Annotated in this window: 21 protein-coding genes, 2 tRNA genes and 2 pseudogenes; 14 read left to right on the top strand and 11 right to left on the bottom strand. The window is 62.8% G+C overall.

What is annotated here, in order from left to right; translation table 11 throughout:
* Positions 1-96 precede the first annotated feature (96 nt).
* From ACFY68_RS24115 to ACFY68_RS24095, 5 genes are all read left to right on the top strand, one after another.
* A complete protein-coding gene (locus ACFY68_RS24115) occupies positions 97-1,284 on the top strand; it encodes a glycoside hydrolase family 5 protein (RefSeq protein WP_387532625.1) in 1,188 nt (395 codons plus the stop codon).
* Positions 1,285-1,326: 42 nt separating this feature from the next.
* Entirely contained in the window at positions 1,327-1,731 is a 405-nt protein-coding gene (locus ACFY68_RS24110; protein ID WP_346615761.1) for a MarR family winged helix-turn-helix transcriptional regulator, read from the top strand.
* A gap of 62 nt (positions 1,732-1,793) precedes the next feature.
* Positions 1,794-2,996 (top strand): MFS transporter, encoded by a 1,203-nt coding sequence (locus tag ACFY68_RS24105; RefSeq protein WP_387532621.1) that lies wholly within the window; start codon positions 1,794-1,796, stop codon positions 2,994-2,996.
* Positions 2,993-3,115, top strand: a complete 123-nt coding sequence (locus ACFY68_RS24100) for a hypothetical protein (protein WP_346615759.1) — start codon at positions 2,993-2,995, stop codon at positions 3,113-3,115. Before ACFY68_RS24105 ends, ACFY68_RS24100 begins: the two co-directional genes overlap by 4 nt.
* 46 nt (positions 3,116-3,161) lie before the next feature.
* The gene (locus ACFY68_RS24095) at positions 3,162-3,713 is read left to right on the top strand and encodes a glutathione peroxidase (RefSeq protein WP_387532618.1); all 552 of its coding nucleotides are present in this window, start codon (positions 3,162-3,164) and stop codon (positions 3,711-3,713) included.
* A gap of 90 nt (positions 3,714-3,803) precedes the next feature.
* Here the strand turns inward: ACFY68_RS24095 and ACFY68_RS24090 are convergent, their stop codons facing one another.
* Positions 3,804-4,064 carry a DUF2798 domain-containing protein gene (locus tag ACFY68_RS24090; RefSeq protein WP_346615757.1) on the bottom strand — a complete coding sequence of 87 codons (261 nt, stop codon included), beginning with the start codon at positions 4,062-4,064 and terminating at the stop codon, positions 3,804-3,806.
* 114 nt (positions 4,065-4,178) lie between these two features.
* On the opposite strand from ACFY68_RS24090, the gene ACFY68_RS24085 reads away from it, so the two are divergent.
* Positions 4,179-5,108 carry a LysR family transcriptional regulator gene (locus tag ACFY68_RS24085; RefSeq protein ID WP_387532615.1) on the top strand — a complete coding sequence of 310 codons (930 nt, stop codon included), beginning with the start codon at positions 4,179-4,181 and terminating at the stop codon, positions 5,106-5,108.
* A gap of 121 nt (positions 5,109-5,229) precedes the next feature.
* On the opposite strand, the gene ACFY68_RS24080 is transcribed toward ACFY68_RS24085, so the two are convergent.
* The 4 genes from ACFY68_RS24080 to ACFY68_RS24065 all read right to left on the bottom strand — a co-directional run bounded on the left by ACFY68_RS24080 (position 5,230) and on the right by ACFY68_RS24065 (position 8,625).
* Positions 5,230-6,495: an OmpP1/FadL family transporter gene (locus tag ACFY68_RS24080; protein WP_387532612.1), complete on the bottom strand. Its 1,266-nt coding sequence runs from the start codon at positions 6,493-6,495 to the stop codon at positions 5,230-5,232.
* Between the two features lie 146 nt (positions 6,496-6,641).
* A complete protein-coding gene (locus ACFY68_RS24075; protein WP_387532609.1) occupies positions 6,642-7,124 on the bottom strand; it encodes a hypothetical protein in 483 nt (160 codons plus the stop codon).
* Between the two features lie 248 nt (positions 7,125-7,372).
* Positions 7,373-7,597 carry a hypothetical protein gene (locus ACFY68_RS24070; protein ID WP_346615753.1) on the bottom strand — a complete coding sequence of 75 codons (225 nt, stop codon included), beginning with the start codon at positions 7,595-7,597 and terminating at the stop codon, positions 7,373-7,375.
* An 827-nt stretch (positions 7,598-8,424) separates the two neighbouring features.
* Positions 8,425-8,625, bottom strand: coding sequence for a hypothetical protein (locus ACFY68_RS24065; protein ID WP_387532755.1), 201 nt, complete (start codon positions 8,623-8,625; stop codon positions 8,425-8,427).
* Between ACFY68_RS24065 and ACFY68_RS24060 the strand changes: the two are divergent.
* Positions 8,552-8,893: pseudogene (locus ACFY68_RS24060) on the top strand (sel1 repeat family protein); the annotation flags it as partial. The gene ACFY68_RS24065 and the pseudogene ACFY68_RS24060 sit on opposite strands and share 74 nt — an antisense overlap.
* Before the next feature lie 172 nt (positions 8,894-9,065).
* A complete protein-coding gene (gene rmuC / locus ACFY68_RS24055; RefSeq protein ID WP_346615778.1) occupies positions 9,066-10,439 on the top strand; it encodes a DNA recombination protein RmuC in 1,374 nt (457 codons plus the stop codon).
* On the opposite strand, the gene ACFY68_RS24050 is transcribed toward rmuC, so the two are convergent.
* A complete protein-coding gene (locus tag ACFY68_RS24050; protein WP_387532606.1) occupies positions 10,411-13,887 on the bottom strand; it encodes a NahK/ErcS family hybrid sensor histidine kinase/response regulator in 3,477 nt (1,158 codons plus the stop codon). The two genes, rmuC and ACFY68_RS24050, sit on opposite strands and share 29 nt — an antisense overlap.
* A gap of 226 nt (positions 13,888-14,113) precedes the next feature.
* Here ACFY68_RS24050 and ACFY68_RS24045 point away from each other — a divergent pair, with 226 nt between their 5' ends.
* From ACFY68_RS24045 to ACFY68_RS24035, 3 genes are all read left to right on the top strand, one after another.
* A complete protein-coding gene (locus ACFY68_RS24045) occupies positions 14,114-14,845 on the top strand; it encodes a GntR family transcriptional regulator (RefSeq protein WP_387532603.1) in 732 nt (243 codons plus the stop codon).
* A 133-nt stretch (positions 14,846-14,978) separates the two neighbouring features.
* Positions 14,979-16,253, top strand: a complete 1,275-nt coding sequence (locus tag ACFY68_RS24040) for an MFS transporter (protein WP_346615750.1) — start codon at positions 14,979-14,981, stop codon at positions 16,251-16,253.
* Between the two features lie 27 nt (positions 16,254-16,280).
* A complete protein-coding gene (locus ACFY68_RS24035) occupies positions 16,281-17,114 on the top strand; it encodes an amidohydrolase family protein (RefSeq protein WP_387532752.1) in 834 nt (277 codons plus the stop codon).
* A 107-nt stretch (positions 17,115-17,221) separates the two neighbouring features.
* Here ACFY68_RS24035 and ACFY68_RS24030 read toward each other — a convergent pair whose 3' ends face one another.
* Complete coding sequence (locus tag ACFY68_RS24030; RefSeq protein WP_387532749.1) at positions 17,222-18,085, bottom strand: methyl-accepting chemotaxis protein; 864 nt, start codon at positions 18,083-18,085, stop codon at positions 17,222-17,224.
* Positions 18,077-19,141, bottom strand: a pseudogene (locus ACFY68_RS24025) (methyl-accepting chemotaxis protein); the annotation flags it as partial. The gene ACFY68_RS24030 and the pseudogene ACFY68_RS24025, both read right to left, overlap by 9 nt.
* 257 nt (positions 19,142-19,398) lie before the next feature.
* Here ACFY68_RS24025 and ACFY68_RS24020 point away from each other — a divergent pair.
* Entirely contained in the window at positions 19,399-21,276 is a 1,878-nt protein-coding gene (locus ACFY68_RS24020) for an MFS transporter (RefSeq protein WP_387532600.1), read from the top strand.
* A 13-nt stretch (positions 21,277-21,289) separates the two neighbouring features.
* Here the strand turns inward: ACFY68_RS24020 and sugE are convergent, their stop codons facing one another.
* From sugE to rdgC, 3 genes are all read right to left on the bottom strand, one after another.
* Entirely contained in the window at positions 21,290-21,607 is a 318-nt protein-coding gene (sugE, locus tag ACFY68_RS24015; protein WP_054900524.1) for a quaternary ammonium compound efflux SMR transporter SugE, read from the bottom strand.
* A gap of 115 nt (positions 21,608-21,722) precedes the next feature.
* Positions 21,723-22,688 carry a bile acid:sodium symporter family protein gene (locus ACFY68_RS24010; protein ID WP_387532597.1) on the bottom strand — a complete coding sequence of 322 codons (966 nt, stop codon included), beginning with the start codon at positions 22,686-22,688 and terminating at the stop codon, positions 21,723-21,725.
* A 104-nt stretch (positions 22,689-22,792) separates the two neighbouring features.
* A complete protein-coding gene (gene rdgC, locus ACFY68_RS24005) occupies positions 22,793-23,713 on the bottom strand; it encodes a recombination-associated protein RdgC (RefSeq protein WP_387532594.1) in 921 nt (306 codons plus the stop codon).
* Between the two features lie 215 nt (positions 23,714-23,928).
* Here rdgC and ACFY68_RS24000 point away from each other — a divergent pair.
* Positions 23,929-24,004, top strand: a tRNA-Val gene (locus tag ACFY68_RS24000).
* 13 nt (positions 24,005-24,017) lie between these two features.
* Positions 24,018-24,094: transfer RNA gene (locus ACFY68_RS23995), tRNA-Asp, on the top strand.
* The last annotated feature ends 13 nt before the right edge of the window (positions 24,095-24,107 follow it).

Raw genomic sequence — 24,107 nt, 5'->3', positions numbered from 1 at the left:
GGGCAGCGGCAATATCCCGCAAAGCATGGGCAACTGATTCCCGCACAGAAGGGGCGTACGCTCGGCGCTTCGAAAATTCCGACCGGGGTGGCCTTCATGCATTACTGGATCCTTGCCTGTCTGCTCGGGCTGCACTCAGTGTCGGCCAGCGCCGCCGACCTTATCGATTTCTGGGGCACGCCGCGCCACGGCGGCAACAGTTTCAACCGGCTACCCCCTGATCAGGCCTACTTCGAGGCCTTGCGCGGTTATGGCGCGACGTGGGTGCGGCTTTCCTACGACAAATGGCGGCCGGCGCAACGCGATTTTCTGCTGGGCGATGCCGACCAGTACCAGGGCTTGCCCAAGGCAGACCTTGAGCAACTGCGCGTTGTGCTCGACCGCGCTCACCAGGCAGGCCTGAAGGTGGTGATCACGCCCTTGTCCCTGCCAGGCATGCGCTGGTCGCAGAACAACGATGGCCAGTTCGATGACCGTTTGTGGCAGGACAAACGCTACTGGTCGCAGGCTGCGGACTTCTGGCGTGACCTGGCTCGCGAGCTGAAGGGGCACCCGGCCATTGCCGCCTACAACCTGATCAACGAACCGGCACCGGAAATGCAGGGCGGGCTTGCCGAGCATGCGGCTGCCCCCCTGATGCAGCGATGGTATGAGCGTGAGAAGGGCGGCGCACGCGACCTGCCGGGGTTGTATCGCCAGCTGCTTTCGGCAGTTCGTGAAGTGGATGAGGTCACTCCGGTCATGGTCGACGCTGGCTGGTACGCTGCAGCCGATGCATTCAGCTACTGGCCTGAGCCGTTGCAGGATGATCGTGTGCTTTACAGCATCCATATGTACGAGCCCTACGCCGCCACAAGCGCGCCGAACATGACCCGCAAACAGCCGCTGGCCTATCCGGGTACTGTACCTTTCGCCGGGCAGAGCGAGCAGTGGGATGGCCGGCGCGTGGCGCAATACCTGGAGCAGCCGCTGGCGTGGATGGCGGCCATGAAGGTCCCCAGCACGCGGCTGGTGGTTGGCGAGTTTGGCTGCATGCGTCGGTTGCCAGGTTGTCAGCAATACCTGGAAGACGTGCTCACGGTGCTTGATCACAACCAGTTGCACTGGGCCTTCTACAGCTTTCGTGAAGACAGCTGGGATGGCATGGATTACGAGTTGGGGTCGGCCAAAGTCCCTTGGCGCTATTGGCAGGCTATTGAGAAGGGCGCAGCCGACCCGCTGGCCCGCCAGGCGACGAACGAATTCGAGCCAATCCGCCGGCGGTTGGCCCAGAGTGATCAGTGAAACTTCTTGCAACATCCATATCGCGGGTATATACACGTATCCATGTTGACCAGTGAATGCATCTGCACCCATCTGCGTCGCGCCGCCCGTGGGGTGAGCCGGCATTACGACGAAGCCCTTGTCGGCTTCGGCATTAATGTCGCCCAGTTTTCCCTGCTGCGCCATCTGCAGCGGCTCGACCGCCCGAGTATCACCAGCCTGGCTGAAGCCATGGGCCTTGAGCGCAGCACCCTGGGCCGCAACCTGCGGGTGCTCGAGGCCGAGGGCCTGGTGGCGCTGGCCGACGGGGACGACCAACGCAACCGCGTGGTGCTGTTGACGGCGGCTGGGGCAGAACGTCTGCAAGCGGCGTACCCGGCATGGGAACAGGCCCAGCGCCTGCTGGTAGAGCAACTGGGTGAAGGGCAGCGTGACGAGTTGGTGCGTCTGCTGGGGCAACTGGCGTGATTCTTACGATTATAAGCGGGTATATACCCGTATAACCTTGCGATGTGCTGGAGATAACGACAATGACTTCGGTTTGGCGAACCAGCGGGTGGGTACTGACAGGGGCGGCGCTGATCCTGGCGTTGTCACTCGGTGTTCGGCACGGCTTTGGCCTGTTCCTGGCGCCGATGAGCGCCGATTTCGGTTGGGGGCGCGAGGTGTTCGCCTTCGCCATCGCCCTGCAGAACCTCATCTGGGGCCTGGCGCAGCCGTTTGCCGGCGCGCTGGCCGACCGCCTCGGCGCTGCCAAGGTGGTCATCATTGGCGGCATTCTGTATGCCGCCGGGTTGCTGCTGATGAGCACCGCCGACTCGGCATGGTCGCTGTCGCTCAGCGCCGGCCTGCTGATCGGCATCGGCCTGTCCGGCACTTCGTTCTCGGTCATTCTGGGTGTGGTCGGCCGGGCTGTTCCGGCAGAAAAACGCAGCATGGCCATGGGTATCGCCAGTGCGGCCGGTTCGTTCGGCCAGTTCGCCATGTTGCCCGGCACCCTCGGCCTGATCGAGTGGCTGGGCTGGTCGGCCGCCTTGCTGGTGCTTGGCCTGCTGGTGGCGTTGATCGTGCCTTTTGTCGGTATGCTGCGTGACCGCCCGCTGCCCAGCCACGGTGCCGAGCAGACGCTGGGCCAGGCGCTGCACGAAGCCTGCTCGCACTCCGGGTTCTGGCTGCTGGCCCTGGGCTTTTTCGTCTGCGGCTTTCAGGTGGTGTTCATCGGTGTGCACTTGCCGGCCTACCTTGTCGACCAGCACCTGCCTGCCACTACCGGCACTACCGTGCTGGCGCTGGTCGGGCTTTTCAATATCGTCGGTACCTACACGGCAGGCTGGTTGGGTGGGCGCATGTCCAAGCCGCGCCTGCTGACGGCGTTGTACCTGCTGCGCGCAGTGGTAATCGTGTTGTTCCTCTGGGCGCCGGTCACCCAGTACAGCGCCTACCTGTTTGGTATCGCCATGGGCCTGTTGTGGCTCTCGACCGTGCCGTTGACCAATGGCACCGTGGCCTCCGTGTTCGGTGTGCGCAATCTATCGATGCTGGGCGGCATCGTCTTCCTGTTCCATCAGTTGGGCGCCTTCCTCGGCGGCTGGCTGGGCGGGGTGGTGTATGACCGCACCGGCAACTACGACCTGGTCTGGCAGATCTCAATCCTGCTGAGCCTGTTGGCTGCGGCGCTCAACTGGCCGGTGAGCGAACGCCCGGTCGCCCGCCTGCAGGCCCAGGCCGCATGAAGCGCTACCTGGCCCGCGGCCTGCTGGCCCTCGCCGCCGCCCTGCTGCTGGTGTTGGCGTGGTGGGGCTGGCATCAGGGCGGCATGGCGTTGATGCAGCTGGGCATGGGCGTTTGTTAGGCGCTACCCTGCAAGTTCAAGGAATGTCTTGCAGGAGAACCGAACGATGCGTGCACATAGGTTGATAATGCCGTTGCTGGCCCTCTTCGCCGCCAGCTCTGCCTGGGCTGCGGATTGCCCGGCGTTGTTGCAGGGTAGCTTGCCCGAGTTGCGTGGCAAGGGGCAGGTCGACCTGTGCCAGCGCTTTGCCGGCAAGCCGTTGGTGGTGGTCAACACCGCCAGCTACTGCGGGTTTGCGCCGCAGTTCGAGGGGCTCGAGAGTACCTACAAGGAGTACCACGAGCAGGGGCTGGAAATGCTCGGTGTGCCATCCAATGATTTCAAGCAGGAAGACGCTGACAGCGAGAAGACAGCCAAAGTCTGTTACGCCAATTATGGTGTGACCTTCACCATGACCAAGACCCAGGCGGTGCGGGGCAAGGATGCGACTCCGCTGTTCGTGGAGTTGGCGCAGCAGAGCAGTGCGCCGAAGTGGAATTTCTACAAGTATGTGGTGGATCGCAAGGGTAAGGTGATCGGCAATTTCTCCAGCCTGACGAAGCCGGATGACCCGGCGTTCAGGGCGGCGATCGAAAAGGCTATCGCTTCGCAACCTTGAGACGCGCCGCTTCGAGGTTGCCTCACTGCGGCCTTGCTCCCCCGGCAACGGCCCATCCATGGGCCGACGCGCTTACCGGCGCGGGTTTCGTCAGTGTGGGTGTACGGTCAGTGCAACCAGGCGCAACACCACAGGCCTCACCATCAGCACGCACACGAACGCCACGGGCATGGCCAGTTGGTAAGCCTTGAGCACGTTGTTCAGGTACTGCGGGTTGACGCCAGCATTGGCAGCAGTGATCACGAAGCACATCAACAGCGCCATGATCGACGACATGTAGAACGCGAACACATAGGGCGTGGCACTGGGGCGTAGTTTGCGCCGGCTGCGGGCTTGGGACAGGTTGCTCATGCGAACTCCTGAAAAATGGCTGGAGGCGCAGGTTAGCAATGCAGTGGGCCACGGCTGTAGACCGGCAATGCTGAGTTCTTTATAAAGAGATTCTTACGAATCAAAGGGCTCGGCATGGATTTGCTCAATACCATCCGTAGTTTCATCAAGGTGGTCGAGGCCGGCAGTATTGCCGGCGGGGCGCGGAGCCTGGGGATCAGCCCTGCAGCGGTCAGTCAGAACATCGCCCGCCTCGAAGGCCATCTGCAAGTGCGCCTGCTCAGCCGCACCACTCGCAGCATGGCGTTGACGCCTGCCGGTTCGCTTTATTACGAGCGGGTCAGGTTGGTAGAGCGCGACCTTGCCCAGGCCGAACAGGCTGTCACCACCCCCGACAGCGAGCCCCAGGGGCGGCTGTGCATTGCCTCCACTTCGGCATTCGGGCGCCACGTGCTGGCGCCGCTGATTCCGGCGTTCAGCGCACGTTACCCGTTGCTTTCGATAGAGTTGGTAACGACCGACCGACGGGTCAATCACGCCCGTGAAGACATTGACGTCAGCCTGCGCATCGCCCCGCAACTGGAGGACCAGTTGCTGGCGCGGCATATCGCGCGTATCCCATTCATCTGCTGCGCGTCCCCCGGCTACCTGGCGAGCGCAGGCTTGCCGGCCACGCCCGAGGCGCTACGCGAGCATCGCTGCCTGGTGTTCCGCTACCCGGTAGATGGCCGCTTCCTGCGTTGGGGGTTCATGCGTGACGGCCTGCGTTTCGAGGCGGAGTTCGGCTCGGTGTTGATCAGTGACGATATCGATGCCCTGACCCAGATGGCGCTCAACGACGGTGGCATCACCCGGCTGGCGGAATTCATGGTCACACCGCACCTGGCTTGCGGTGCGCTGGTGCCATTGTTCGAATACCGCGACAACCGCCAGGCGTATGCCCAGACCGAGCCGATGGACATCTACATGTGCTTGGCCGACCGCTTCGCCATGACGCCGAAGGTGCGGGCATTCATGGACTATTTGCGCGATTCGCTGGGTGACAGCTGGCAGGTCCAGGCGTAAAAAAAACGCCACGCGGGCGTAATGCTGGTCACTTGTGAGTAGCGGGGCCGCAGAGCGGCCCCGGCATTCTCAAGTGAAAAGCACTACCTCGAGGGCGGTTTCTTTCATGCAGCGATACGAATCAGAAACGGTAGGTGAGGGATGCACCGACACCGTGCGCGCTGTTTTCGTACTTGGCTTGGTAGCTGCCTTTGGTGGCGCTGACCTGGTTGACCTTGGTGTCTTCTTCCCACAGATAGGAGTAAGCCACGTCGATGGTCATGTCGTCGCTCGGGCTCCAACCTGCACCCAGGCTGAACACCTTGCGATCGCCAGTGGGGATGCGTGGTGAACGGTCGTGGTTATTGGTTGGCGACTGGTCGACGGTGAAGCCTGTGCGCAGTACCCATTCCTTGTTCACCTTGTAGGACGCGCCAATGGCGTGTGCCCAGGTGTCGTGCCAGTTCTGCTCTTCAGAGATGGTCTGGAACGCCGAGCCAGCCAGCGGTGCCGGCACATCGTTCTGCACGGTGATGTCTTTCAGGCGGCTCCAGCGGGTCCAGGTGCTGCCTGCGTACAGGGTCCACTGGTCATCGAGCTCATGAGTGATCGAAAGGTCAACCGATTCCGGCGTCTTGATCTTCAGGCTGGCGTCAAACTTGTTGCCGTTGAATGGCCCGATCAGCGGGGTGCTGACGCGGGTCTTGCCCTCGAGCTTGTAGTCGACCATGGAATGGTAGGTCAGGCCGACACGGGTGCTGTCGGTGGCCTGTACCAGGATACCGATGTTGTAACCAACGGCGGTATCGTCACCCTTGATCTTGACTTCACCATCGTTGCGGCCAGGCGTGAACGGGTTGATCAGGCTCGAACCCAGTTCGCCCTTGATACGGTTGATGGTCGGGCCGAAACCGATCGAAACCTTGTCGTTGAAGGCGTAGCTGATGGTCGGCTGGAAGGTGACCACCTCGACGTGGCTCTTCTTGCCCCAGTAGCGCGCGGCATCGTCGCTACCGTAGTCGGTGACCAGGCCGAAGGGCACGTAGATGCCGAAACCGACACTCCAGTGATCATCGATCGGCTTGACGTAGTAGCCCATCGGTACGCCGACCACAGGCACCATGTCACCGTCGGTTTCCCCCCCGAGGTTGCTGCCAGGGCCTGAGATATCAGACTTGGCGATGACGGCTGCGCCGCCCACGGTGATTTGTTCGCGCTTGAGGCGGGACATGCCTGCTGGGTTGCCAAACACGGTGCTGGCATCTTCGGCAGAAGAAGAACGTCCCGCGAAACCTGTCCCCATGCTGCTGATGCTTTGTTCGTTGAGTGCGAAGCCGGCAGCGAACAGTTGGCTGGAAGCGAAAGCAACGGCTAAGCCGAGGGAGGTTTTGAGCATTACTTTTTTCATTATTAGAAACTCCTTGGGATCTCCGGGGCGAAAAGCTACCAACAAATCACGCGCCGCGCTATAGCCTCAATCACAGGAGATAGAGCGGTTTTGTAGGACAATCCGACCAAAATTCCTTTTTTTCCGGTAAACGTGTAGGGCGTTTCTTAAGATGCCTGTGGAAACTTCTGATCAATACACAGATGCCAGGCCTGAGTGAAGTCGCGCAAGCGACCTTGGGGGTGGAAAATTTGCCGCCAGATGCGCGCCTGGCCCAGCAGATCGTCGGCGGCAGGCAAGGGCGTTGATTGCGCCTCGATGAGCATCCAGGCAATGGCGGTGGAGTAGCGCAGGTTGACTGCAAGTTCCAGGTGCGGCCCACCCAGAAACGCGTGCTGGCTCGCCAGGCCGCGTACCAGGCTGGCTAGCTCCGGATCACGGGCGAGGAAATCATCCCAGACGGCTTGATGGCGATGCTCGCCGATGCGGTAGAGGCCGTGGCCACGGCGGTCATGCAGGGCGGAGCCGAGCGCGGATTGGCTGGCTGCGATGCCGAGCAAAAGGGCTTCGGCACTGGCACAGTGACGATCAAGGTAGACCAAGGTTGGTCGAATCACATACTGACACAATTCATTCGCCGCAATACCCATGATGCCCTCGAGCAGTAAGGGACCGACGGGCGCTGGAGCTTGGCAGCTGGTGAGTGTTCAGGCCCGCCGGAAGCGGTAAGCACCGCTCGAGTTGAAGTGTAGTGTGATAATCATGGTGTAAAGGGCTGTTTTTAAATCGATTGCTGCCTGACGTTCTGCGCTATATGCCTTGCGGCACTTAAGCAAAGAACGAACAGGTAGCGTGCGACTCGGTAGATTCAGCGCTTGAATGCACCGGTATTCGCCGCTCACGCGGTGAGCGACTGACGGGTCCGGGCGATGACAGCTTGCAGCGGTTCCGAGCGGCTGTACTGTTCTGGGTACAGGCGTTCGGTGTGACAGGCGATGCCGTGCTCGTCCACCAGGGTGAAGCTGAAATTGCCCTTGCGTGGGGCAGTGATCAGGCACTTCAACGGGGAGAAGGCCTGGGAAAGGGTGCCAATGGCAGCCTGAATTTGATGATGAGTATGCATATTGTTGGATGTTCCTGCTTTAAACACGGGAGTTATGATCCGTGCATGATAGAAACGTTCCAGTGACGCCTTTATTAAGGGACGAACGAACCTGACTGGAACAGGGCAGCCAGAGGGGGCGCAATCAAAAGTGGGCGCTTGGGCTGACTGGTAGGTACTTCAGAGGGCAGGCAGCATGCCGGGGCCAAGGTTCTAGGCCATCGGTATGGAATCCTGATCAATCTGTCACGTGATTCGTGCTTGAACAGCGCGGGGCTGGCGAGTGAATCATCGAAAGGGCCGGTCCTGGTTTCAGCAGTGATGCTCTTGGGGGGAGCTCTACTGCAAGGACGCTTCTGGCCAGAATTGACTTTCAGCTTGGTACTAACGAGGGGCACCTTACCGGAACTCGGCGGGCTTTGCAAGCCTTGCGTCACTCCCTCAAGTAGCCGAGCAGTATGGCGCTTCTTTCGCGCCGTGGGAAGAGGGGGCAAGTGGCCTGCAACTGGCCGGATGTACCAATTTCGTGCATTCGAATGCGGGTTTTCGGTGCACTTGTTCACATTCGAGGCGGGGGTTGTAACAGCCCGGCAACAGCCCTGCAGAAGCTCGCCAATGCCTTGACTGGCATCTTAAGTCAATGAAAAAAAACACTAATTTTAGCTGGTGAAAAAATCGACAGTTTGACTGTAAGCCCCATTTCATAGGGGTTTGCGGGGGCAATAAGGGGGTTGTCCACCGAGTTATCCACAGGAACTGTGGATTGTCCCGAGCGCTTGCTCTAGGACGGGTGTGCCAGCAAATATCAGAACTGTCCGACAATCTTCAGGCACCAGCAGACCGGTTGGTCATCCACTTGGAAACGTCAAGAAAAGATCGGTGAAATTTTTTTTCAACCCTCCAAAAATCGACAGGCCATCCGGCACAAAAAAGAGTAGAGTGGCGCGCCTTTCGAGTTGCCATTCCCTGTTTGTGATGAAATTTCGCGGTAAACACCTCGCCAGCCCCACTGTGGCGCAACCAGCCCCTTCGCCCAAACGCTTTTCCATGAAAGTGGCTTTATGGCTGCTCGATAACCCGCGCCTGGGCGACAAGCCTCAGGTCAAGCATTTGGCCGGCCGGCTGCTCAAGCAGCCGGCGCGCCAGGGTGTAGTGGTGGCCCAGAGCCGCTTGGGGCAGATGCTCTGCCGCGATTGCGGCAATGCCCGCGACCGGCGTATTGGCCAGGACCTGCTGCGCCAGGCTGCGCGGGCCGGTGATCAGCGGGCGCAAGTGGAGTATGCGCGGCTGTGCCAGGCCGATGCGCCGGAGCAGGCGCCAGAGCAAGCAGACTGATAAGCTGCAGCTCATTTGCAACGGTTCGTTCGGGGTAAGCATGGCAGTGGATCTGACCAGCATTCTGCTGGGCTTGGTGGCAGGCGCCTTGCCTTGCCTGGGGTGGGTCATGCACGTGCAGCGTCGCCATAGCGCCCGGCAGGGCGAGCAGGCCTTGCTCGAAGAGCGCCTCAATGGCGCCCAGCTGGCGCAGGCTGGCCTGCAGGCGCAGCTGGATGCCAGCCGTGACGAGGTCAGCGACCTCAGTGAAGCCAACGCCGTCAAGCAGGCTCAGCTGGCCGCCCAGGGCCGTGAGCTGGAGTTGTTGCAGGTCGACCGCGACAATGCCCGTGACGCAGCCCACGCCTGGCACCTGGAACGGGCCAGCCGCGAAGCCGAATTGCGCCGCCTGGAGGCTCAGGGCGCACGGCTGGAGGCTGAATTGCGCGAGCAGCAGGACAGCCACCAGCAACGCCTGGAAGACCTGCAGGAAGCCCGCGATACCCTGCGCGCCCAGTTTGCCGACCTGGCCACGAAAATCTTCGACGAGCGCGAGCAACGCTTTGCCCAGACCAGCCAGCAGCACCTGGGCCAGTTGCTCGACCCGCTCAAGGAACGCATCCACGCCTTTGAAAAGCGCGTCGAGGAAAGCTACCAGCAAGAAGCGCGTGAGCGTTTCTCGCTGGGCAAGGAGCTGGAGCGCCTGCAGCAGCTCAACCAGCGCCTGTCCGACGAAGCCACCAACCTCACCCAGGCGCTCAAAGGCCAGAAGACCCAGGGCAACTGGGGCGAACTGATCCTCGAGCGCGTGCTGGAACATGCCGGCCTGGAGAAGGGCCGCGAGTACCAGACCCAGGTCAGCCTGAAGAGCGCCGATGGTGAGCGCTTCCAGCCTGACGTGCTGATCCTGCTGCCGGGCGACAAACAGGTGGTGGTCGACGCCAAGGTCAGCCTGACCGCCTACCAGCAGTATGTCAGCAGCAGCGACGAGAACGCGCTCAAGCAGCACGTGCAGTCGCTGCGCAGCCACGTCAAAGGCTTGTCGAGCAAGGACTACAGCCGCCTCGAAGGGCTGCACAGCCTGGATTTCGTGCTGCTGTTCGTACCCATCGAAGCGGCGTTTTCGGCAGCCTTGCAGGCCGAGCCGAACCTGTTCCAGGAAGCGTTCGACCGGCAGATCGTGATTGTCAGCCCAACCACCTTGCTCGCCACGTTACGGGTGATCGACAGCCTGTGGAAGCAGGAGCGCCAAGGGCAGAACGCCCGCGAGATCGCCGAGCGCGCCGGCTGGCTATACGACAAGTTCGTGCTGTTCATCCAGGACCTGGACGAGCTGGGCAGCCGCCTGCAGCAGGTCGACAAGGCCTACGCTGCGGCGCGCAACAAACTCTGCGAAGGGCGCGGCAACCTGGTCAGCCGCAGCGAACAGCTCAAGCTGCTCGGCGCCCGTGCCAGCAAAAGCCTGCCGGCCGACCTGCTGGAACGGGCACTGACGGATGAAAAGCTGCCGGACGAGGCCGTTACTGAACCAGGCTCAGATGGCGATTGAGCAGGGCGCGCAAGGCCGCCGGCTTGACCGGCTTGGCTAGGTAGTCCAGGCCGGCGGCGTGCACCGTGGCCAGGGTTTCCTTGCTGCCGTCGGCACTGATCACCACGCCTGGCACCGGCTCACCCAAACGGGCACGTAGCCAGCCCATCAGCGCGGTGCCGGTATCGCCGTCATCCAGGTGGTAGTCCACCAGCGCCAGGTGCGGGCGCATGCCCTCGCTCAGCAAGGCCTCGCATTCGGCGCGGTTGCGCGCTGTCCATACCGTGCAGCCCCAGCGGCTGAGCAAGCTGTTCATGCCGATCAGGATGCTGTCTTCATTGTCGATGCACAGCACCTGCAGGCCGCCCAGCGGCTGGCTGGCCTGTTCCACCGGTGCTGTCGGCGCGACGGCTGCCTGGCGGGCGATTGGCACGCTGACGCGGAACACCGTGCCTTTGCCAGGCCATGAGCGCACTTGTAGTGGGTGGCCAAGCACCCGGCACAGGCCGTCGGCAATCGCCAGGCCCAGCCCCAGGCCTTTTTCAGCGCGGGTCTGGTGGCTGTCCAGGCGTTTGAATTCCTGGAAAATCACCTGCAGCTTGTCGTCGGCAATACCCGGGCCGCGGTCCCACACTTCCAGCCACAGCTGCTCACCCTGGCGGCGTGCACCCAGCAATATCGGGCTCTTGCCATAGCGCAGGGCATTGGTAAGGAAGTTCTGCAGCACCCGGCGCAGCAGTTTCATGTCGCTGTCTACCCGCAAGCGGCTGCCGCGCAGGCGGAACTCCAACCCTTTCTCGGCGGCCAGCACCTTGAATTCGGCGCCCAGCGTGTCGAACAGGTCGTTGAGGGCGAACGGCTTGGCGTCCGGGGTGATCTTGCCGTTTTCCAGGCGCGAGATATCCAGCAAGTCGCTGATCAGTTCCTCGGCCGAACGCAGCGAGCTGTCCATGTGCTGGACCAGCTGCTGGGCTTCATCGTTCAGGCCCTCGGCGTGCTGCGACAGGGCGGCGGAGAACAGCCGTGCGGCATTGAGGGGTTGCATCAGGTCGTGGCTGACCGCTGCCAGGAAGCGGGTCTTGGACTTGCTGACCGCTTCTGCCTGGCTCTTGGCTTCAGACAGCGCCTGGTTGAGCTGCGACAGTTCATGGGTGCGCTCGGCCACGCGCTGCTCCAGCCCCTCGTTGGCGTCGCGCAATGCCTGTTCGGCCTCGCGGAAGGGGGTAATGTCGGTGAAACTCATGACGAAACCACCCCCGGGCATCGGGTTGCCGATCAGCTCGATCACCCGGCCATTGGGGAACAATCGCTCGGACGAATGCGCACGGCCCTGACGCATCCAGTGCAGCCGCCGGGCCACATGCACCTGTGCCTCGCCCGGGCCACACAGGCCGCGTTCGGCGTTGTAGCGGATGATGTCGGCAATCGGCCGGCCGACGCTGATCAGCCCATCTGGGTAGTTGAACAGTTCCAGGTAACGGCGGTTCCAGGCGACCAAGTGAAGGTTTTGGTCGACCACGCTGATGCCCTGGTTGATGTTCTCGATGGCGCCTTGCAGCAGTGCGCGGTTGAACTGCAGCACCTCGCTGGCTTCGTCGGCGATACGCACCACATCTTCCAGCTGCATGTCGCGGCCTTCGATGGCCGCCTTGACCACGGCGCGGGTCGAGGAGCTGCCGAGCACGCCGGCCAGCAGGCGTTCGGTGTGTTCGATCCAGTCGCCGTCGGCGTTCTGGTTGGGGTTGAAGCCCTTGCCCTGGCGGTAGGCGAAACGGATAAAACTTTGCCGTGCACGTTCCTCGCCGACAAAGCGCGAAGCCAGGGTCAGCAGGTCATCGATCTGCACCGCCAGCAGCGGTTTGCCATTGGGCCGCGCGCTGGTCTGCTGGCCGATGAACCGCCCGGCCTGCCAGTGCTCCGATACGCGGGTGCGTGACAGCATCGAGACCCAAGCGAACAAGGTGAAGTTGCCCGCCAGCGACAGCACCACGCCCTGCGTGAGGGGCGTGATCGGCAGGCTCAGTGGGTTGCCATGCAGCCAGGCAAGGCCTGGGAACAGCTCCAGCGACCAGCCGAGGCTGTGGGCGGTGATCGGCAGCACCAGGGTGTAGAACCACAGGAAAATGCCCGCAGCCAGGCCGGCGAACACGCCGCGGCGGTTGGCCTGCTTCCAGTACAGCGCGCCGAGCATGGCTGGGGTCAGTTGGGTCACGGCGGCGAAGGCAATCTGGCCGATGGTCGCCAGGCTTGCGGTGGAGCCAAGCAGGCGATAGCTGACGTAGGCCAGCAGCAGGATCACCACGATGGTCACCCGGCGCACCGACAGCATCCAGTGGCGGAACACCTCGAACGGCCGTTCGGCGTTGTTGCGGCGCAGCAGCCAAGGCAGAAGCATGTCGTTGGACACCATGGTCGACAGCGCCACAGCCTCGACGATGACCATGCCGGTGGCGGCCGAGGCGCCGCCAATGAAGGCCAGCAAGGCCAGGCTCGGGTGCGCTTCGGCCAGCGGCAGGCTGATCACGAACGAATCGGAAATCACCGTACCGGGCAGCAGCATCTGCCCGGCCAGGGCAATCGGCACCACGAACAGCGCGGCCAGGGCCAGGTACATCGGGAACACCCAGCGCGCTAGGCGCATGTCCTGCGGCTCGATGTTCTCCACCACGGTCACGTGGAACTGCCGCGGCAGGCAGATGATCGCCATCATCGCCACGGCGGTCTGCACCACCATCGACGGCCAGTTGATGGTCTCCTGCCAGTAGCTTTCCAGGTGGATCGACTGGCGAGCCTGGGTGAACAGGTCATCAAAGCCGTCATACAGGTTGAACACCACGAACACGCCGACCGCAAGGAAGGCCAGCAGCTTGATCAGCGACTCGAAGGCAATCGCCAGGACCATGCCGCGGTGGTGCTCGGTGACGTCCAGGCTGCGGGTGCCGAAGACGATGGCGAACAGCGCCAGCACCAGCGACACCACCAGCGCGGTATCCTGCACCCGGGTGCCGGTGGCGTCGGCATTGGCGCCGATCAGCAGGTTGACGCCGAGCACGATGCCCTTGAGCTGCAGGGCGATGTAGGGCAACACGCCCACCAGGCAGATCAGCGCCACCACTACTGCCAGCGTCTGTGACTTGCCATAGCGGGCGGCGATGAAGTCGGCGATCGAGGTGATGTTCTGTTGCTTGCTGATCAGCACCATCTTCTGCAGCACCCAGGGTGCGAACAGCAGCAGCAGGATCGGGCCCAGGTAGATCGGCAGGAACGCCCAGAGCTGTTCGGCCGCCTGGCCGACCGCGCCAAAGAACGTCCAGCTGGTGCAGTACACAGCCAGTGACAGGCTGTACACCCAGGCGCGCAGGCGCGGCGGCAGCGGCGTGCTGCGGCGGTCGCCATAGAAGGCGATGGCGAACATGACGGCCATATAGGCCAGGGCGACCACGGCGATCAGCCCGCTGGACAACGACATGAAAACTCCGAAGCAAGAAAGATAACGCGGTCCCGATCAACCAGTTTGGCACGCAGCTCAGCGTTCGTCAGCGCAGACGTTGGTTGTAGGTGCACCGGTGCGGCGCTGCGGCTGGCCGGTGAAGAGCCTGCACAGGCGACCAGCGGAGGATTGACACCCTGACATCCAGCGGGAATACTCTCGGAAAAATTCATATATATGTTTATATAACAAGACGAGAGCGACCATGCCCCCATTGTCCGGTGATGCTCGACTACCCCGCTACCAGCAACTGCGCGACCACCTGATCGAGCAGATTGCCAATAACCGCTGGCGCCCCGGCGAAGCGATCCCCACCGAAGCGGCACTGGCGACCGAGTTCGACATGTCCGTCGGCACTGTGCGCAAGGCCGTCGACGTGCTGGTGGCCGAAGGGGTGCTGGAACGCCAGCAAGGCCGTGGCACCTTTATCCGCCGCCCGCAGTTCCAGTCTTCGCTGTTCCGCTTCTTCCGTTTCGAAACCGCCAACGGCGAACGGGTGATGCCGCAAAGCCGCATCCTCTCCATCGAGCCCGTACCGGCACCGTCAGCGGTGGCCGAGGCGTTGGGGCTGGCGGCCGAGGCCGAGGTGATTCGCATCGTCCGTACCCGTCTGCTCGGCGCCCAGCCAGTGCTGGCTGAAGAAATCTGGCTGCCGCGCCAGACTTTCCAGCCGCTGCTCGAGGTCGAGCTGCAGAGCAAGGGCCCGCTGCTTTACCCGATCTACGAAGAACTGTGCGGCCAGGTGGTCGCCTACGCCGAGGAAACCCTGACCGCCGAGGCGGTGGATGCGGCGCATGGGCGCTTGTTGCAACTGCCGGCCGACAGCCCGGTGGTGGTAATCGAGCGCCTGGCCCGTGACTACGCCGGCAAACCGTTGGAATGGCGCCGCTCGCGTGGCCATGCCCAGCACTTCCGGTACCGCATCGACATTCGCTGACCACGGCTGTTTCGCCCTGTTACCCGTCTGCGCCGTTCTGCCACGGCGCGGTGGCTTCGCCTGCCCGGTCGCCAGCGTGCCAGAGCTTCGGTGCGCCCGGCCGTCACACACACGACCAAGAAGGATAAAAATCATGTTCAGCTGGTACCGCCAGATCACCTCAAGGGAACGCAAGACGTTCTGGGCCTGCTTCGGCGGCTGGTCGCTCGATGCGCTGGAAGTGCAGATGTTCGGCCTGGCCATCCCGGCGCTGATTGCCGCGTTCTCCCTGACCAAGGGCGACGCCGGCCTGATCAGCGGCCTCACCCTGGTCACCTCGGCCATCGGTGGCTGGCTCGGCGGCACCCTGTCGGACCGTTATGGCCGCGTGCGCACCCTGCAGTGGATGATCCTGTGGTTCTCCTTCTTTACCTTCCTGTCGGCATTCGTTACCGGCTTCTACCCGCTGCTGTTCGTCAAGGCCATGCAAGGCTTTGGCATTGGTGGTGAGTGGGCGGCGGGGGCGGTGTTGATGGCCGAGACCATCAACCCGAAATACCGCGGCAAGGTCATGGGCACGGTGCAGAGCGCCTGGGCCGTGGGCTGGGGGCTGGCGGTAGCACTGTTCACGCTGATCTATTCGCTGGTGCCGGCGGAATACGCCTGGCGGGTGATGTTCTTCGTCGGCCTGCTGCCGTCGCTGCTGATTATCTGGGTGCGCCGCAACGTGGAAGAGCCAGACAGCTTCCAACGCCTGCAGAAGGAAAAGGCCATTCCGGTCAGCTTCTTCAAATCGATGGCGGGCATCTTCCGCCCCGAGCTGCTGCGTGTGACCCTGCTTGGCGGCCTGTTGGGGCTGGGTGCTCACGGCGGCTACCACGCGGTGATGACCTGGTTGCCGACCTTCCTCAAGACTGAACGCAACCTTTCGGTGCTGAACTCCGGCGGCTACCTGGCGGTGATCATCTTCGCCTTCTGGTGCGGTTGCGTGATCAGCGGCCTGCTGATCGACCGCATCGGCCGACGCAAGAACATCCTGCTGTTCGCCCTGTGCTGCGTGCTGACTGTGCAGGCTTATGTGTTCTTCCCGCTGACCAACACCCAGATGCTGTTCCTGGGCTTCCCGCTGGGCTTCTTCGCCGCCGGTATTCCGGCCAGCCTGGGGTCGTTCTTCAACGAGCTGTACCCGGCCGATGTGCGCGGCGCCGGTGTTGGCTTCTGCTACAACTTCGGCCGTGTGCTGTCGGCAGTGTTCCCGTTTCTGGTCGGCCACATGAGCGAGTCCATGTCGCTGGGCAGCGCGATCGGCATCGACGCTGGCATCGCCTACGGCGTAGCCATGATCGCCGCACTGTGCCTGCCGGAAACCCGCGGCCGCAACCTTGAGGCCACCCCCGCGCCCCACCTGGCCGGCGCTGCCGCCAAGTAACCTTGACCCTTGTCCCGACTGAAAACCATGCCCGACGTTCCACCTTCATTGATTACCGCCATCGACAGCCACGCCCACGTCTTCAGCCGTGGCCTGAACCTGGCCAGCGAGCGCCGCTACGCGCCGAGCTACGACGCGCCGCTGGGCGATTACCTGGGCCAGTTGCAGGGCCATGGCTTCAGCCATGGCGTGCTGGTGCAGCCTAGTTTCCTGGGCACCGACAACCGTTACCTGCTCAGCGCCCTGCAGACCGTGCCGGGGCAGTTGCGCGGGGTGGTGATGCTGGAGCAGGACGTCGAGCGCGAAACCCTGGAAGAAATGGCCGGCCTTGGGGTCAGGGGCGTGCGCCTGAACCTCATGGGCCAGGCCTTGCCTGATCTGCGTGCCAGGCAATGGCAAACCTTGCTGGAGCGCATCGGCGAGCAGGGCTGGCACGTGGAGCTGCACCGCCATGTGGCGGATATTCCGGGGCTGGTTCGGGCGCTGGAGCCGTATGGCCTGAACCTCGTCGTCGACCATTTTGGCCGGCCCGACGCACGCCTGGGCTTGGGGCAGCCAGGGTTCGCCGAGCTGCTGACACTGGGTGGCAAGGGCAAGGTCTGGGTCAAGGTGTCCGGCATCTATCGCCTGGAGGGTTCGCCGGAGCAGAACCTGGCGTTTGCGCGCCAGGCGCTGGGGGCCCTTGAGGCGCACTATGGTGCCGAGCGTTTGATGTGGGGCAGTGACTGGCCGCATACCCAGCATGAATCGGCGGTGAGCTTTGCCGCGGTGGTCGAGCAGTTCGAGGCGCTGGGGTGTTCGGCCGAACTGCGTCGGGCGCTGTTGGTGGATACGGCGCGGGGGTTGTTCGGGTTCGAGTGATGCAGCGTCAGTGCTGGCCTTATCGCGGGCAAGCCCGCTCCTACAGGTATCGCGCAGCCTGTAGGAGCGGGCTTGCCCGCGATAGGGCCGTTACTGCCCGCCCACTATCAGAACCGGAACCGGCTGATCATCTGCTGCAACTGCCCACCGAGGCGCGCCAGCTCGACACTGGACGCAGAAGTCTGCTGGCTGGCCTCAGCCGTCTGCTCTGAAATATCCCTCACCGTCACCACGCTGCGGCTGATCTCTTCGGCCACCGCACTTTGCTGCTCCGAGGCTGCAGCAATTTGCTGGTTCATCAGCTGGATCCCCGACACCCGTTGGGTAATCCCCTCCAGCGCCACACCCGCTTCACGCACCAGTGTCACGCTGCTCTCGGTCAGGCTCTGGCTCTGTTCCATCAGCTCGCTCACCGAGCGGGTGCCTTGCTCCAGGCTGCCGATCGCCGACTCGATCTCCAGGGTCGACGCCTGGGTGCGCTGGGCCAGGCTGCGCACTTCATCCGCCACCACGGCAAAGCCCCGGCCTGCCTCACCAGCACGGGCCGCCTCGATCGCGGCATTGAGCGCCAGCAGGTTGGTCTGCTCGGCCACGGCCTTGATCACGTCCATCACCTTGCCGATGCGCTGGCTTTCGCTGCGCAGTGCACCCATGGCTTCGCCGGTGGCGTCCACCTGGCTGGCCAGGCGGCCGATCTGCGCGACGGCGCGGTTGACCACGCTGTCGCCTTCGCGGGCTTCTTCATCCGTGGCACTGGCCGCGAGCGAGGCCTCGCCGGCATTGCGCGCCACCTCGTGCACGGTGGCGGCCATTTCCTGCATGGCGGTGGCCACCTGGTCGGTTTCGACCTTCTGGTTGTTGGCCCCGGCGCTGGTCTGCTCGGTGATCGCCGACAGCTCCTCGGTGGCACTGGCAATCTGCGAAATGCCGTCGCGCACTTGGGCGATCAGCTCGCGCAGGTTGCGGGTCATGCCCTGCAGGGCATTCTGCAACTGCCCGACTTCGTCGCGGCGGCGGCTGGCAGGTTGCTCGCTGAGGTCGCCTGCAGCCACCTGCTGCATGGCGCGCAAGGCTTGTTGCAGCGGGGTGCTGATTTGCCGGGCGATGACCACGGCGGCGAGGATGCCGATCAACAGCGCCAATACCGTGGTGATGATCTGCAGGTTCCTGGCGAACTGGCTGTCGCTGACCACCGACACCGCCTGGGCATCGAGCAGTTGGCCGATCAGGCCGTTAAGCGTGTCGATGCCTGCAGCCATGGCGGCGCGGTACTCGACCAGTTTGCTGACTTCACCACGAAACGCCTCTACCGCTTCGGCATAAGCGCGCACCTGCTGGTTCATCGTGGTGAATTGCTCGGCGAAGCCGCCATTGAACCGCGCCACCAGGCCGGGCAGGTCGTTCACCGTGGTGGCGATCTGCGCGTTCATCAGCTGTTCGGTGTCAGCGTTGGTATTACCCGTGTAGCCGCGCACGTGGTAGCGCAGCAGGATCAGGTTTTCGCGGATCTGGTTGATCGCTTCGCTGCGCACAAAGCGCTGCTCGGCGTCGGGCAGGGCGCGGACCTGCTTGCGAATTGCCTCGATGCTGGCGAACGCATTGCTGGCGAGGGTGCCCATTTCCTTCTGCGCTGCGCGCATCTTCTGGTACGACTGGAAGCTGCGTGCCTGGTCGGCGGCATAACTGTTCAGCGTCTGCTCGGCCTTGCCGACCAGCGCGAGGCTTTGTGGCTTGACCAGCGTCCCGCGCAATTGCGCCAGCGGCGCCTGAAATGCCTGCAGTGCCTGTTGCAATGCCTTGCCTTCGTTTTCCCCGCCGTTGGCCAAGGCATGGCGCAGGCGGGCTTCGCGCAGGTCGCCGAGTGCATCGTTGAGGCGCGAGACGTCGCTGACCACTTCACTGCGCCGCACCAGGCTACCGAGGCCATTCCAACCGATCAGCGACTGGATCAAGGTCAGGCACAGCACCAGGCCGAAACCGAGGAAAAGTTTGTGGGCGATTTTCACGTCGCCGAACCAGGTAAACATATACTGCTGAGCTCCTTTTCTTATGCGTTGGAGGAGACCGTAGGTCCGTTACTTCTGTCAGATATAGTCATCTATATGAATTATCGGCAGATGTAACAAAATCTGTAATCAATTTGGGGCAATCTGCCATCAGGCCGTCCAGGGATTGTTGGCCCCGGCGCGCACTGCTTGCCATCGCCAGGGTTTCCCGTGCAGATTTGTGGCTTCTTGCGGCCTACGGGCCTCCAATGACTAAAGCCCCTCAGGGAACAAGGACGATGAGTCATTCCTCGCAATTCACATTGCTCGGCAAACGGCGCTTCCTGCCGTTTTTCATCACCCAGTCACTGGGTGCCTTCAACGACAACCTGTTCAAGCAGTCGCTGATTTTGGCGATCCTGTTCAAGCTCAGCCTTGGCGATGGCGACCGTTCGATCTGGGTCAACCTCTGCGCCTTGCTGTTTATCCTGCCGTTTTTCCTGTTCTCGGCGCTGGGTGGCCAGTTTGGCGAGAAGTTCGCCAAGGACGCGCTGATCCGCGCGATCAAGCTGGCCGAAATCGCCATCATGGCCATCGGCGCGCTGGGCTTTGTCACCAACCACCTGGCGCTGATGCTGGTGGCCCTGTTCGGCATGGGCACCCACTCGGCGTTGTTCGGCCCGGTGAAATACTCGATCCTGCCCCAGGCCCTGCGTGAAGAAGAGCTGGTTGGCGGCAATGGCCTGGTGGAGATGGGTACCTTCCTTGCCATCCTGGCCGGCACCATCGGCGCTGGGGTGATGATGGCCAGCGACAGCTATGCCACGGTGGTGGCGGGCGGGGTGGTCGGCACCGCAGTGCTGGGCTACCTGGCCAGCCGCTGGATCCCCCGCGCCGCAGCGGTATCACCGCAGATGCCGCTGGACTGGAACATCTTCAAGCAGTCCTGGGTGATCCTGCGCATGGGCCTTGGCCAGCCGCCAGCGGTGTCGCGTTCGATCGTCGGCAACTCATGGTTCTGGTTTGTCGGCGCCATCTACCTGACCCAGATCCCGGCCTACGCCAAGGACTGGCTGCACGGTGACGGCACCGTAGTGACATTGGTGCTGACCCTGTTTTCGGTCGGCATCGCCCTGGGCTCGCTGCTGTGCGAACGCCTCAGTGGGCGCAAGGTCGAGATCGGCCTGGTGCCGTTTGGCTCGTTTGGCCTGACCCTGTTCGGCCTGCTCTGGTGGTGGCATTCCGGCGATGTGCCGGCTGCGGCAGTGCCGCACGACTGGTTGCAGTTGCTAGGCATGGGCCAGGCCTGGTGGATCCTCGTGTCGATCGTCGGGTTGGGGGTGTTCGGCGGCTTCTATATCGTGCCGCTGTATGCGCTGATCCAGGCGCGTACCGCCGAAGACCAGCGGGCCCGAGTGATCGCGGCTAACAACATCCTCAATGCCTTGTTCATGGTGGTGTCGGCGGTCCTTACCATCGTGTTGATGGGCCTCGCCGACTTGAGCATCCCGCAGCTGTTCCTGGTGGTGTCGCTGCTCAATATCCTGGTCAACGCCTATATCTTCAGGATCGTGCCCGAATTCACCATGCGCTTCCTGATCTGGCTGCTCAGCCATTCGATGTACCGCGTGGAGCACCGTGACCTCGAGCGCATCCCGGACGAAGGCGCCGCGCTGCTGGTGTGCAACCATGTGTCGTTCGTCGATGCGCTGCTGCTCGGCGGGGCGATTCGCCGGCCGATCCGTTTCGTCATGTACTACAAAATCTACAACCTGCCGGTGCTCAACTTCGTGTTCCGCACCGCAGGCGCCATTCCGATTGCCGGGCGCAATGAGGACGCTGCCATTTATGAACGCGCGTTCGCCCGCATCGCCCAATACCTGGCGGCGGGGGAGGTGGTGTGCATCTTCCCGGAAGGCAAGCTGACCGGCGATGGCGAGATCGATGTATTCAGGGGCGGTGTCAGCCGCATTCTGGAAGAAACCCCTGTGCCGGTGATCCCGTTGGCGCTGCGGGGGCTGTGGGGGAGTTTCTTCAGCCGCGATCCCGGCAAGGGCTTCTTCAAGCGCTTGTGGTCACGCGTGACCATCGTGGCGGGTGCCGCCATCCCGGTGGAGGCTGCGCAGCCAGAGCTGTTGCGTGAGCAAGTCAGCCGCTTGCGCGGCGACCTGCGCTAAGCGGGGGGTGGGGTCAGCTGGCGCTGACTTTCAGGCCGATCAGGCCGCAGACGATCAGCGCCACACTGACCAGCCGCACCAGGGCCATGGATTCGCCGAACAGGATGATCCCCGCGATCACCGTGCCCACTGCGCCCACGCCGGTCCAGATGGCATAGGCGGTGCCCAGTGGCAGTTCTTTCATGGCAAGGCCCAGCAGGCCCAGGCTGATGACCATGGCACCGACGGTGAGCACGGTGGGGAGTGGGCGGGTGAAGCCGTCGGTGTATTTGAGGCCGACAGCCCAGCCAACCTCGAACAGGCCGGCGAAGAACAGGATGATCCAGGACATGAGTGTGTCTCCATCGTTTCAATGATGGGGCCGTCCCCGGAATGGTCACGCGGTGCGTCGTGAGGCCGTCCTCACAGTGGGCACCAGAGTGCCCATTCGCAGGTGAGATGGCAAGTCAGTGGCGCACAGGCTCGCCGTTTTCAGCTTCAGGTGAAGGCGCCTCCATGCGCCGGAACCAGGTCGAAAGCAGCGCCCCGGAAATATTGTGCCAAACGCTGAACAACGCACTCGGCACTGCCGCCAGCGGCGAGAAGTGCGCCGCTGCCAGCGCCGCCCCCAACCCCGAGTTCTGCATGCCCACCTCCAGTGCCAGCGATTTGCGCTGCGCCAGTGGCAGCTTGCAGAACTTGCCGGTGAGGTAGCCCAGCAGGTAACCAAAGCTGTTGTGCAGCACCACCACCGCCATGATCAGCAGCCCCGATTCGGCGATCTTCGCCTGGCTGGCTGCCACCACCGCGCAAACGATCATGACGATGCTCACCACCGACACCAGCGGCAGCACCTGCACTGCCAGCTGCACCCGCGCACCCAGCAGGCGCTGGGCCAGCACGCCGAGCACGATCGGCAGCATCACCAGCTGCAAGATCGACCAGAACATGTCCATGAAGGACACCGGCAGCCAGGCCGAGGCCAGGAACCAGATCAGCGTCGGGGTCAACAGTGGTGCCAGCAGGGTGGTCACCGCAGCGATCGCCACTGCCAGCGCCAGGTCGCCCTTGGACAGCCACACCATGACGTTCGATGCCGTGCCGCTCGGGCAACAGCCGACCAGGATCACGCCCACGGCGATTTCCGCTGGCAGCTGGAACAACTGGCAGAGCAGCCAGGCCATGCCGGGCATGATCACGAAGTGCGCGACCACCCCGAGCGCCACGCGCCAGGGCTGGCGGGCGAGGGCGGCGAAGTCGTCGAGTTTGAGGGTCAGGCCCATGCCGAACATCACCAGGCCCAGCAGCGGCACGATGGCCACCTTGAGCGCGATGAACCATTGCGGTTGGAGGAAGGCCAGGCAGGCGAACACCAGCACCCATAGCGCGAAGGTGTTGCCGACGAAGCGGCTGAAGGCGGCGAGGGCGCGCATGGCAGAGGTCCTTTTATAGTTGTTTCCGGCTTATTTTCACTTGCCCGCGAAAGGCCGGTGCTGGCGCAGCATGCTTCAAGGCCAGCACCGGTCGATCATCCTGCTCAGACGCCTTGCGGAATCTCTTCCCCACCCAGTGCTTCGAACAGCACCGGCAGGAATTCGCTGAAGGTCATCATCATCAGCAGGAAGCTGGCATCGAACTGCTGCGCGGCTTCATCACCACCATCCTGTTCGGCCTGCTCCTGCAGCAGTTCCTCGAACTTCAGGCGCTTGATGACCATCTTGTCGTCCAGCACGAACGACAGTTTGTCCTGCCAGGCCAGGGCAAGCTGGGTCACCACCTTGCCGGTGCTCAGGTGCAGCTGGATTTCCTCGCCGGTGAGGTCCTGGCGCTTGCAGCGCACGATGCCGCCGTCTTCTGCAGTGTCGCGCAGTTCGCATTCGTCCAGTACATAGAAGCCTTCGGCGGCCTGTTGCGACTTGACCCAGTCGGTCATGGTTGCGACCGGCGCGATTTTCACGGTGGCCGGGCGCACCGGCAGCGAGCCCATCACTTCGCGCAGGGTCGACAGCAGGTCTTCGGCACGCTTGGCGCTGGCCGAGTTGACCAGGATCATGCCCAGGCGCGGGGCGATGGCCGCGAAGATCATCGAGCGGCGGATGAACGCACGCGGCAAGAACGCCTGGATGATCTCGTCCTTGATCTGGTCGCGTTCCTTTTTATAGACCTTGCGCATCTGCTCGGTCTCGATCTCTTCGACTTTCTCTTTAACCGCATCGTTGACGACACTGCTTGGCAGGATGCGTTCTTCCTTGCGTGCGGCAATCAGCAGGAATTCGCCGCTGACATGCACCAGGGGAGCGTCTTCGCCTTTGCCGAACGGCGCGACGAAACCATAGGTGGTCAGCTCCTGACTGGCGCAGGGGCGGGCCGGCTTGCTGGCCAGGGCGGCTTCCAGTGCTTCAGCCTCGAACGGCACTTCCTGGGTGAGGCGGTAGGACAGCAGGTTCTTGAACCACATGAGGGTGAGTCTCTCCTTAATGCATAAGGGGGGCATTATTCTCCGAGCGGCCGTTCCAGGCCAGCCCTGTCACAGGGCCAGCAGCGGTAAAGCGGCAGGAAACGGCTGATTACGCTAGGTCTTTGAAAGGCCTGGGAATTTTTTTTAGAAAAGTTGAAAAATGTGCTTGCCAGGGTGGCACTCCCTCCGTAGAATGCGCGCCACACCGAGACGAAGGGTGATTAGCTCAGCCGGGAGAGCATCTGCCTTACAAGCAGAGGGTCGGCGGTTCGATCCCGTCATCACCCACCACTCGATGTATAGCGCAGCGGTAGTTCAGTCGGTTAGAATACCGGCCTGTCACGCCGGGGGTCGCGGGTTCGAGTCCCGTCCGCTGCGCCATATTCAACTTCCA

It is taken from the genome of Pseudomonas sp. NPDC012596, from assembly GCF_042902325.1.
Lineage (GTDB): Bacteria > Pseudomonadota > Gammaproteobacteria > Pseudomonadales > Pseudomonadaceae > Aquipseudomonas.
Note: the sequence above shows the minus strand (reverse complement) of the source record. Positions and strands in the feature narration are given on the sequence as shown.

What these genes read in the sequence shown, in the direction of transcription:
- ACFY68_RS24040 (WP_346615750.1), top strand. Translation starts at nt 14,979, where the DNA reads ATGTTCAGCTGGTACCGCCAGATCACCTCAAGGGAACGCAAGACGTTC.
- rdgC (WP_387532594.1), bottom strand. Translation starts at nt 23,713, where the DNA reads ATGTGGTTCAAGAACCTGCTGTCCTACCGCCTCACCCAGGAAGTGCCG.
- ACFY68_RS24030 (WP_387532749.1), bottom strand. Translation starts at nt 18,085, where the DNA reads ATGACCCGCAACCTGCGCGAGCTGATCGCCCAAGTGCGCGACGGCATT.
- ACFY68_RS24110 (WP_346615761.1), top strand. Translation starts at nt 1,327, where the DNA reads ATGTTGACCAGTGAATGCATCTGCACCCATCTGCGTCGCGCCGCCCGT.
- ACFY68_RS24115 (WP_387532625.1), top strand. Translation starts at nt 97, where the DNA reads ATGCATTACTGGATCCTTGCCTGTCTGCTCGGGCTGCACTCAGTGTCG.
- ACFY68_RS24045 (WP_387532603.1), top strand. Translation starts at nt 14,114, where the DNA reads ATGCCCCCATTGTCCGGTGATGCTCGACTACCCCGCTACCAGCAACTG.
- ACFY68_RS24010 (WP_387532597.1), bottom strand. Translation starts at nt 22,688, where the DNA reads ATGCGCGCCCTCGCCGCCTTCAGCCGCTTCGTCGGCAACACCTTCGCG.
- ACFY68_RS24090 (WP_346615757.1), bottom strand. Translation starts at nt 4,064, where the DNA reads ATGAGCAACCTGTCCCAAGCCCGCAGCCGGCGCAAACTACGCCCCAGT.
- ACFY68_RS24100 (WP_346615759.1), top strand. Translation starts at nt 2,993, where the DNA reads ATGAAGCGCTACCTGGCCCGCGGCCTGCTGGCCCTCGCCGCCGCCCTG.
- sugE (WP_054900524.1), bottom strand. Translation starts at nt 21,607, where the DNA reads ATGTCCTGGATCATCCTGTTCTTCGCCGGCCTGTTCGAGGTTGGCTGG.
- ACFY68_RS24075 (WP_387532609.1), bottom strand. Translation starts at nt 7,124, where the DNA reads ATGGGTATTGCGGCGAATGAATTGTGTCAGTATGTGATTCGACCAACC.
- ACFY68_RS24050 (WP_387532606.1), bottom strand. Translation starts at nt 13,887, where the DNA reads ATGTCGTTGTCCAGCGGGCTGATCGCCGTGGTCGCCCTGGCCTATATG.
- ACFY68_RS24020 (WP_387532600.1), top strand. Translation starts at nt 19,399, where the DNA reads ATGAGTCATTCCTCGCAATTCACATTGCTCGGCAAACGGCGCTTCCTG.
- ACFY68_RS24085 (WP_387532615.1), top strand. Translation starts at nt 4,179, where the DNA reads ATGGATTTGCTCAATACCATCCGTAGTTTCATCAAGGTGGTCGAGGCC.
- ACFY68_RS24105 (WP_387532621.1), top strand. Translation starts at nt 1,794, where the DNA reads ATGACTTCGGTTTGGCGAACCAGCGGGTGGGTACTGACAGGGGCGGCG.
- ACFY68_RS24070 (WP_346615753.1), bottom strand. Translation starts at nt 7,597, where the DNA reads ATGCATACTCATCATCAAATTCAGGCTGCCATTGGCACCCTTTCCCAG.
- ACFY68_RS24035 (WP_387532752.1), top strand. Translation starts at nt 16,281, where the DNA reads ATGCCCGACGTTCCACCTTCATTGATTACCGCCATCGACAGCCACGCC.
- ACFY68_RS24095 (WP_387532618.1), top strand. Translation starts at nt 3,162, where the DNA reads ATGCGTGCACATAGGTTGATAATGCCGTTGCTGGCCCTCTTCGCCGCC.
- ACFY68_RS24080 (WP_387532612.1), bottom strand. Translation starts at nt 6,495, where the DNA reads ATGAAAAAAGTAATGCTCAAAACCTCCCTCGGCTTAGCCGTTGCTTTC.
- ACFY68_RS24065 (WP_387532755.1), bottom strand. Translation starts at nt 8,625, where the DNA reads ATGGAAAAGCGTTTGGGCGAAGGGGCTGGTTGCGCCACAGTGGGGCTG.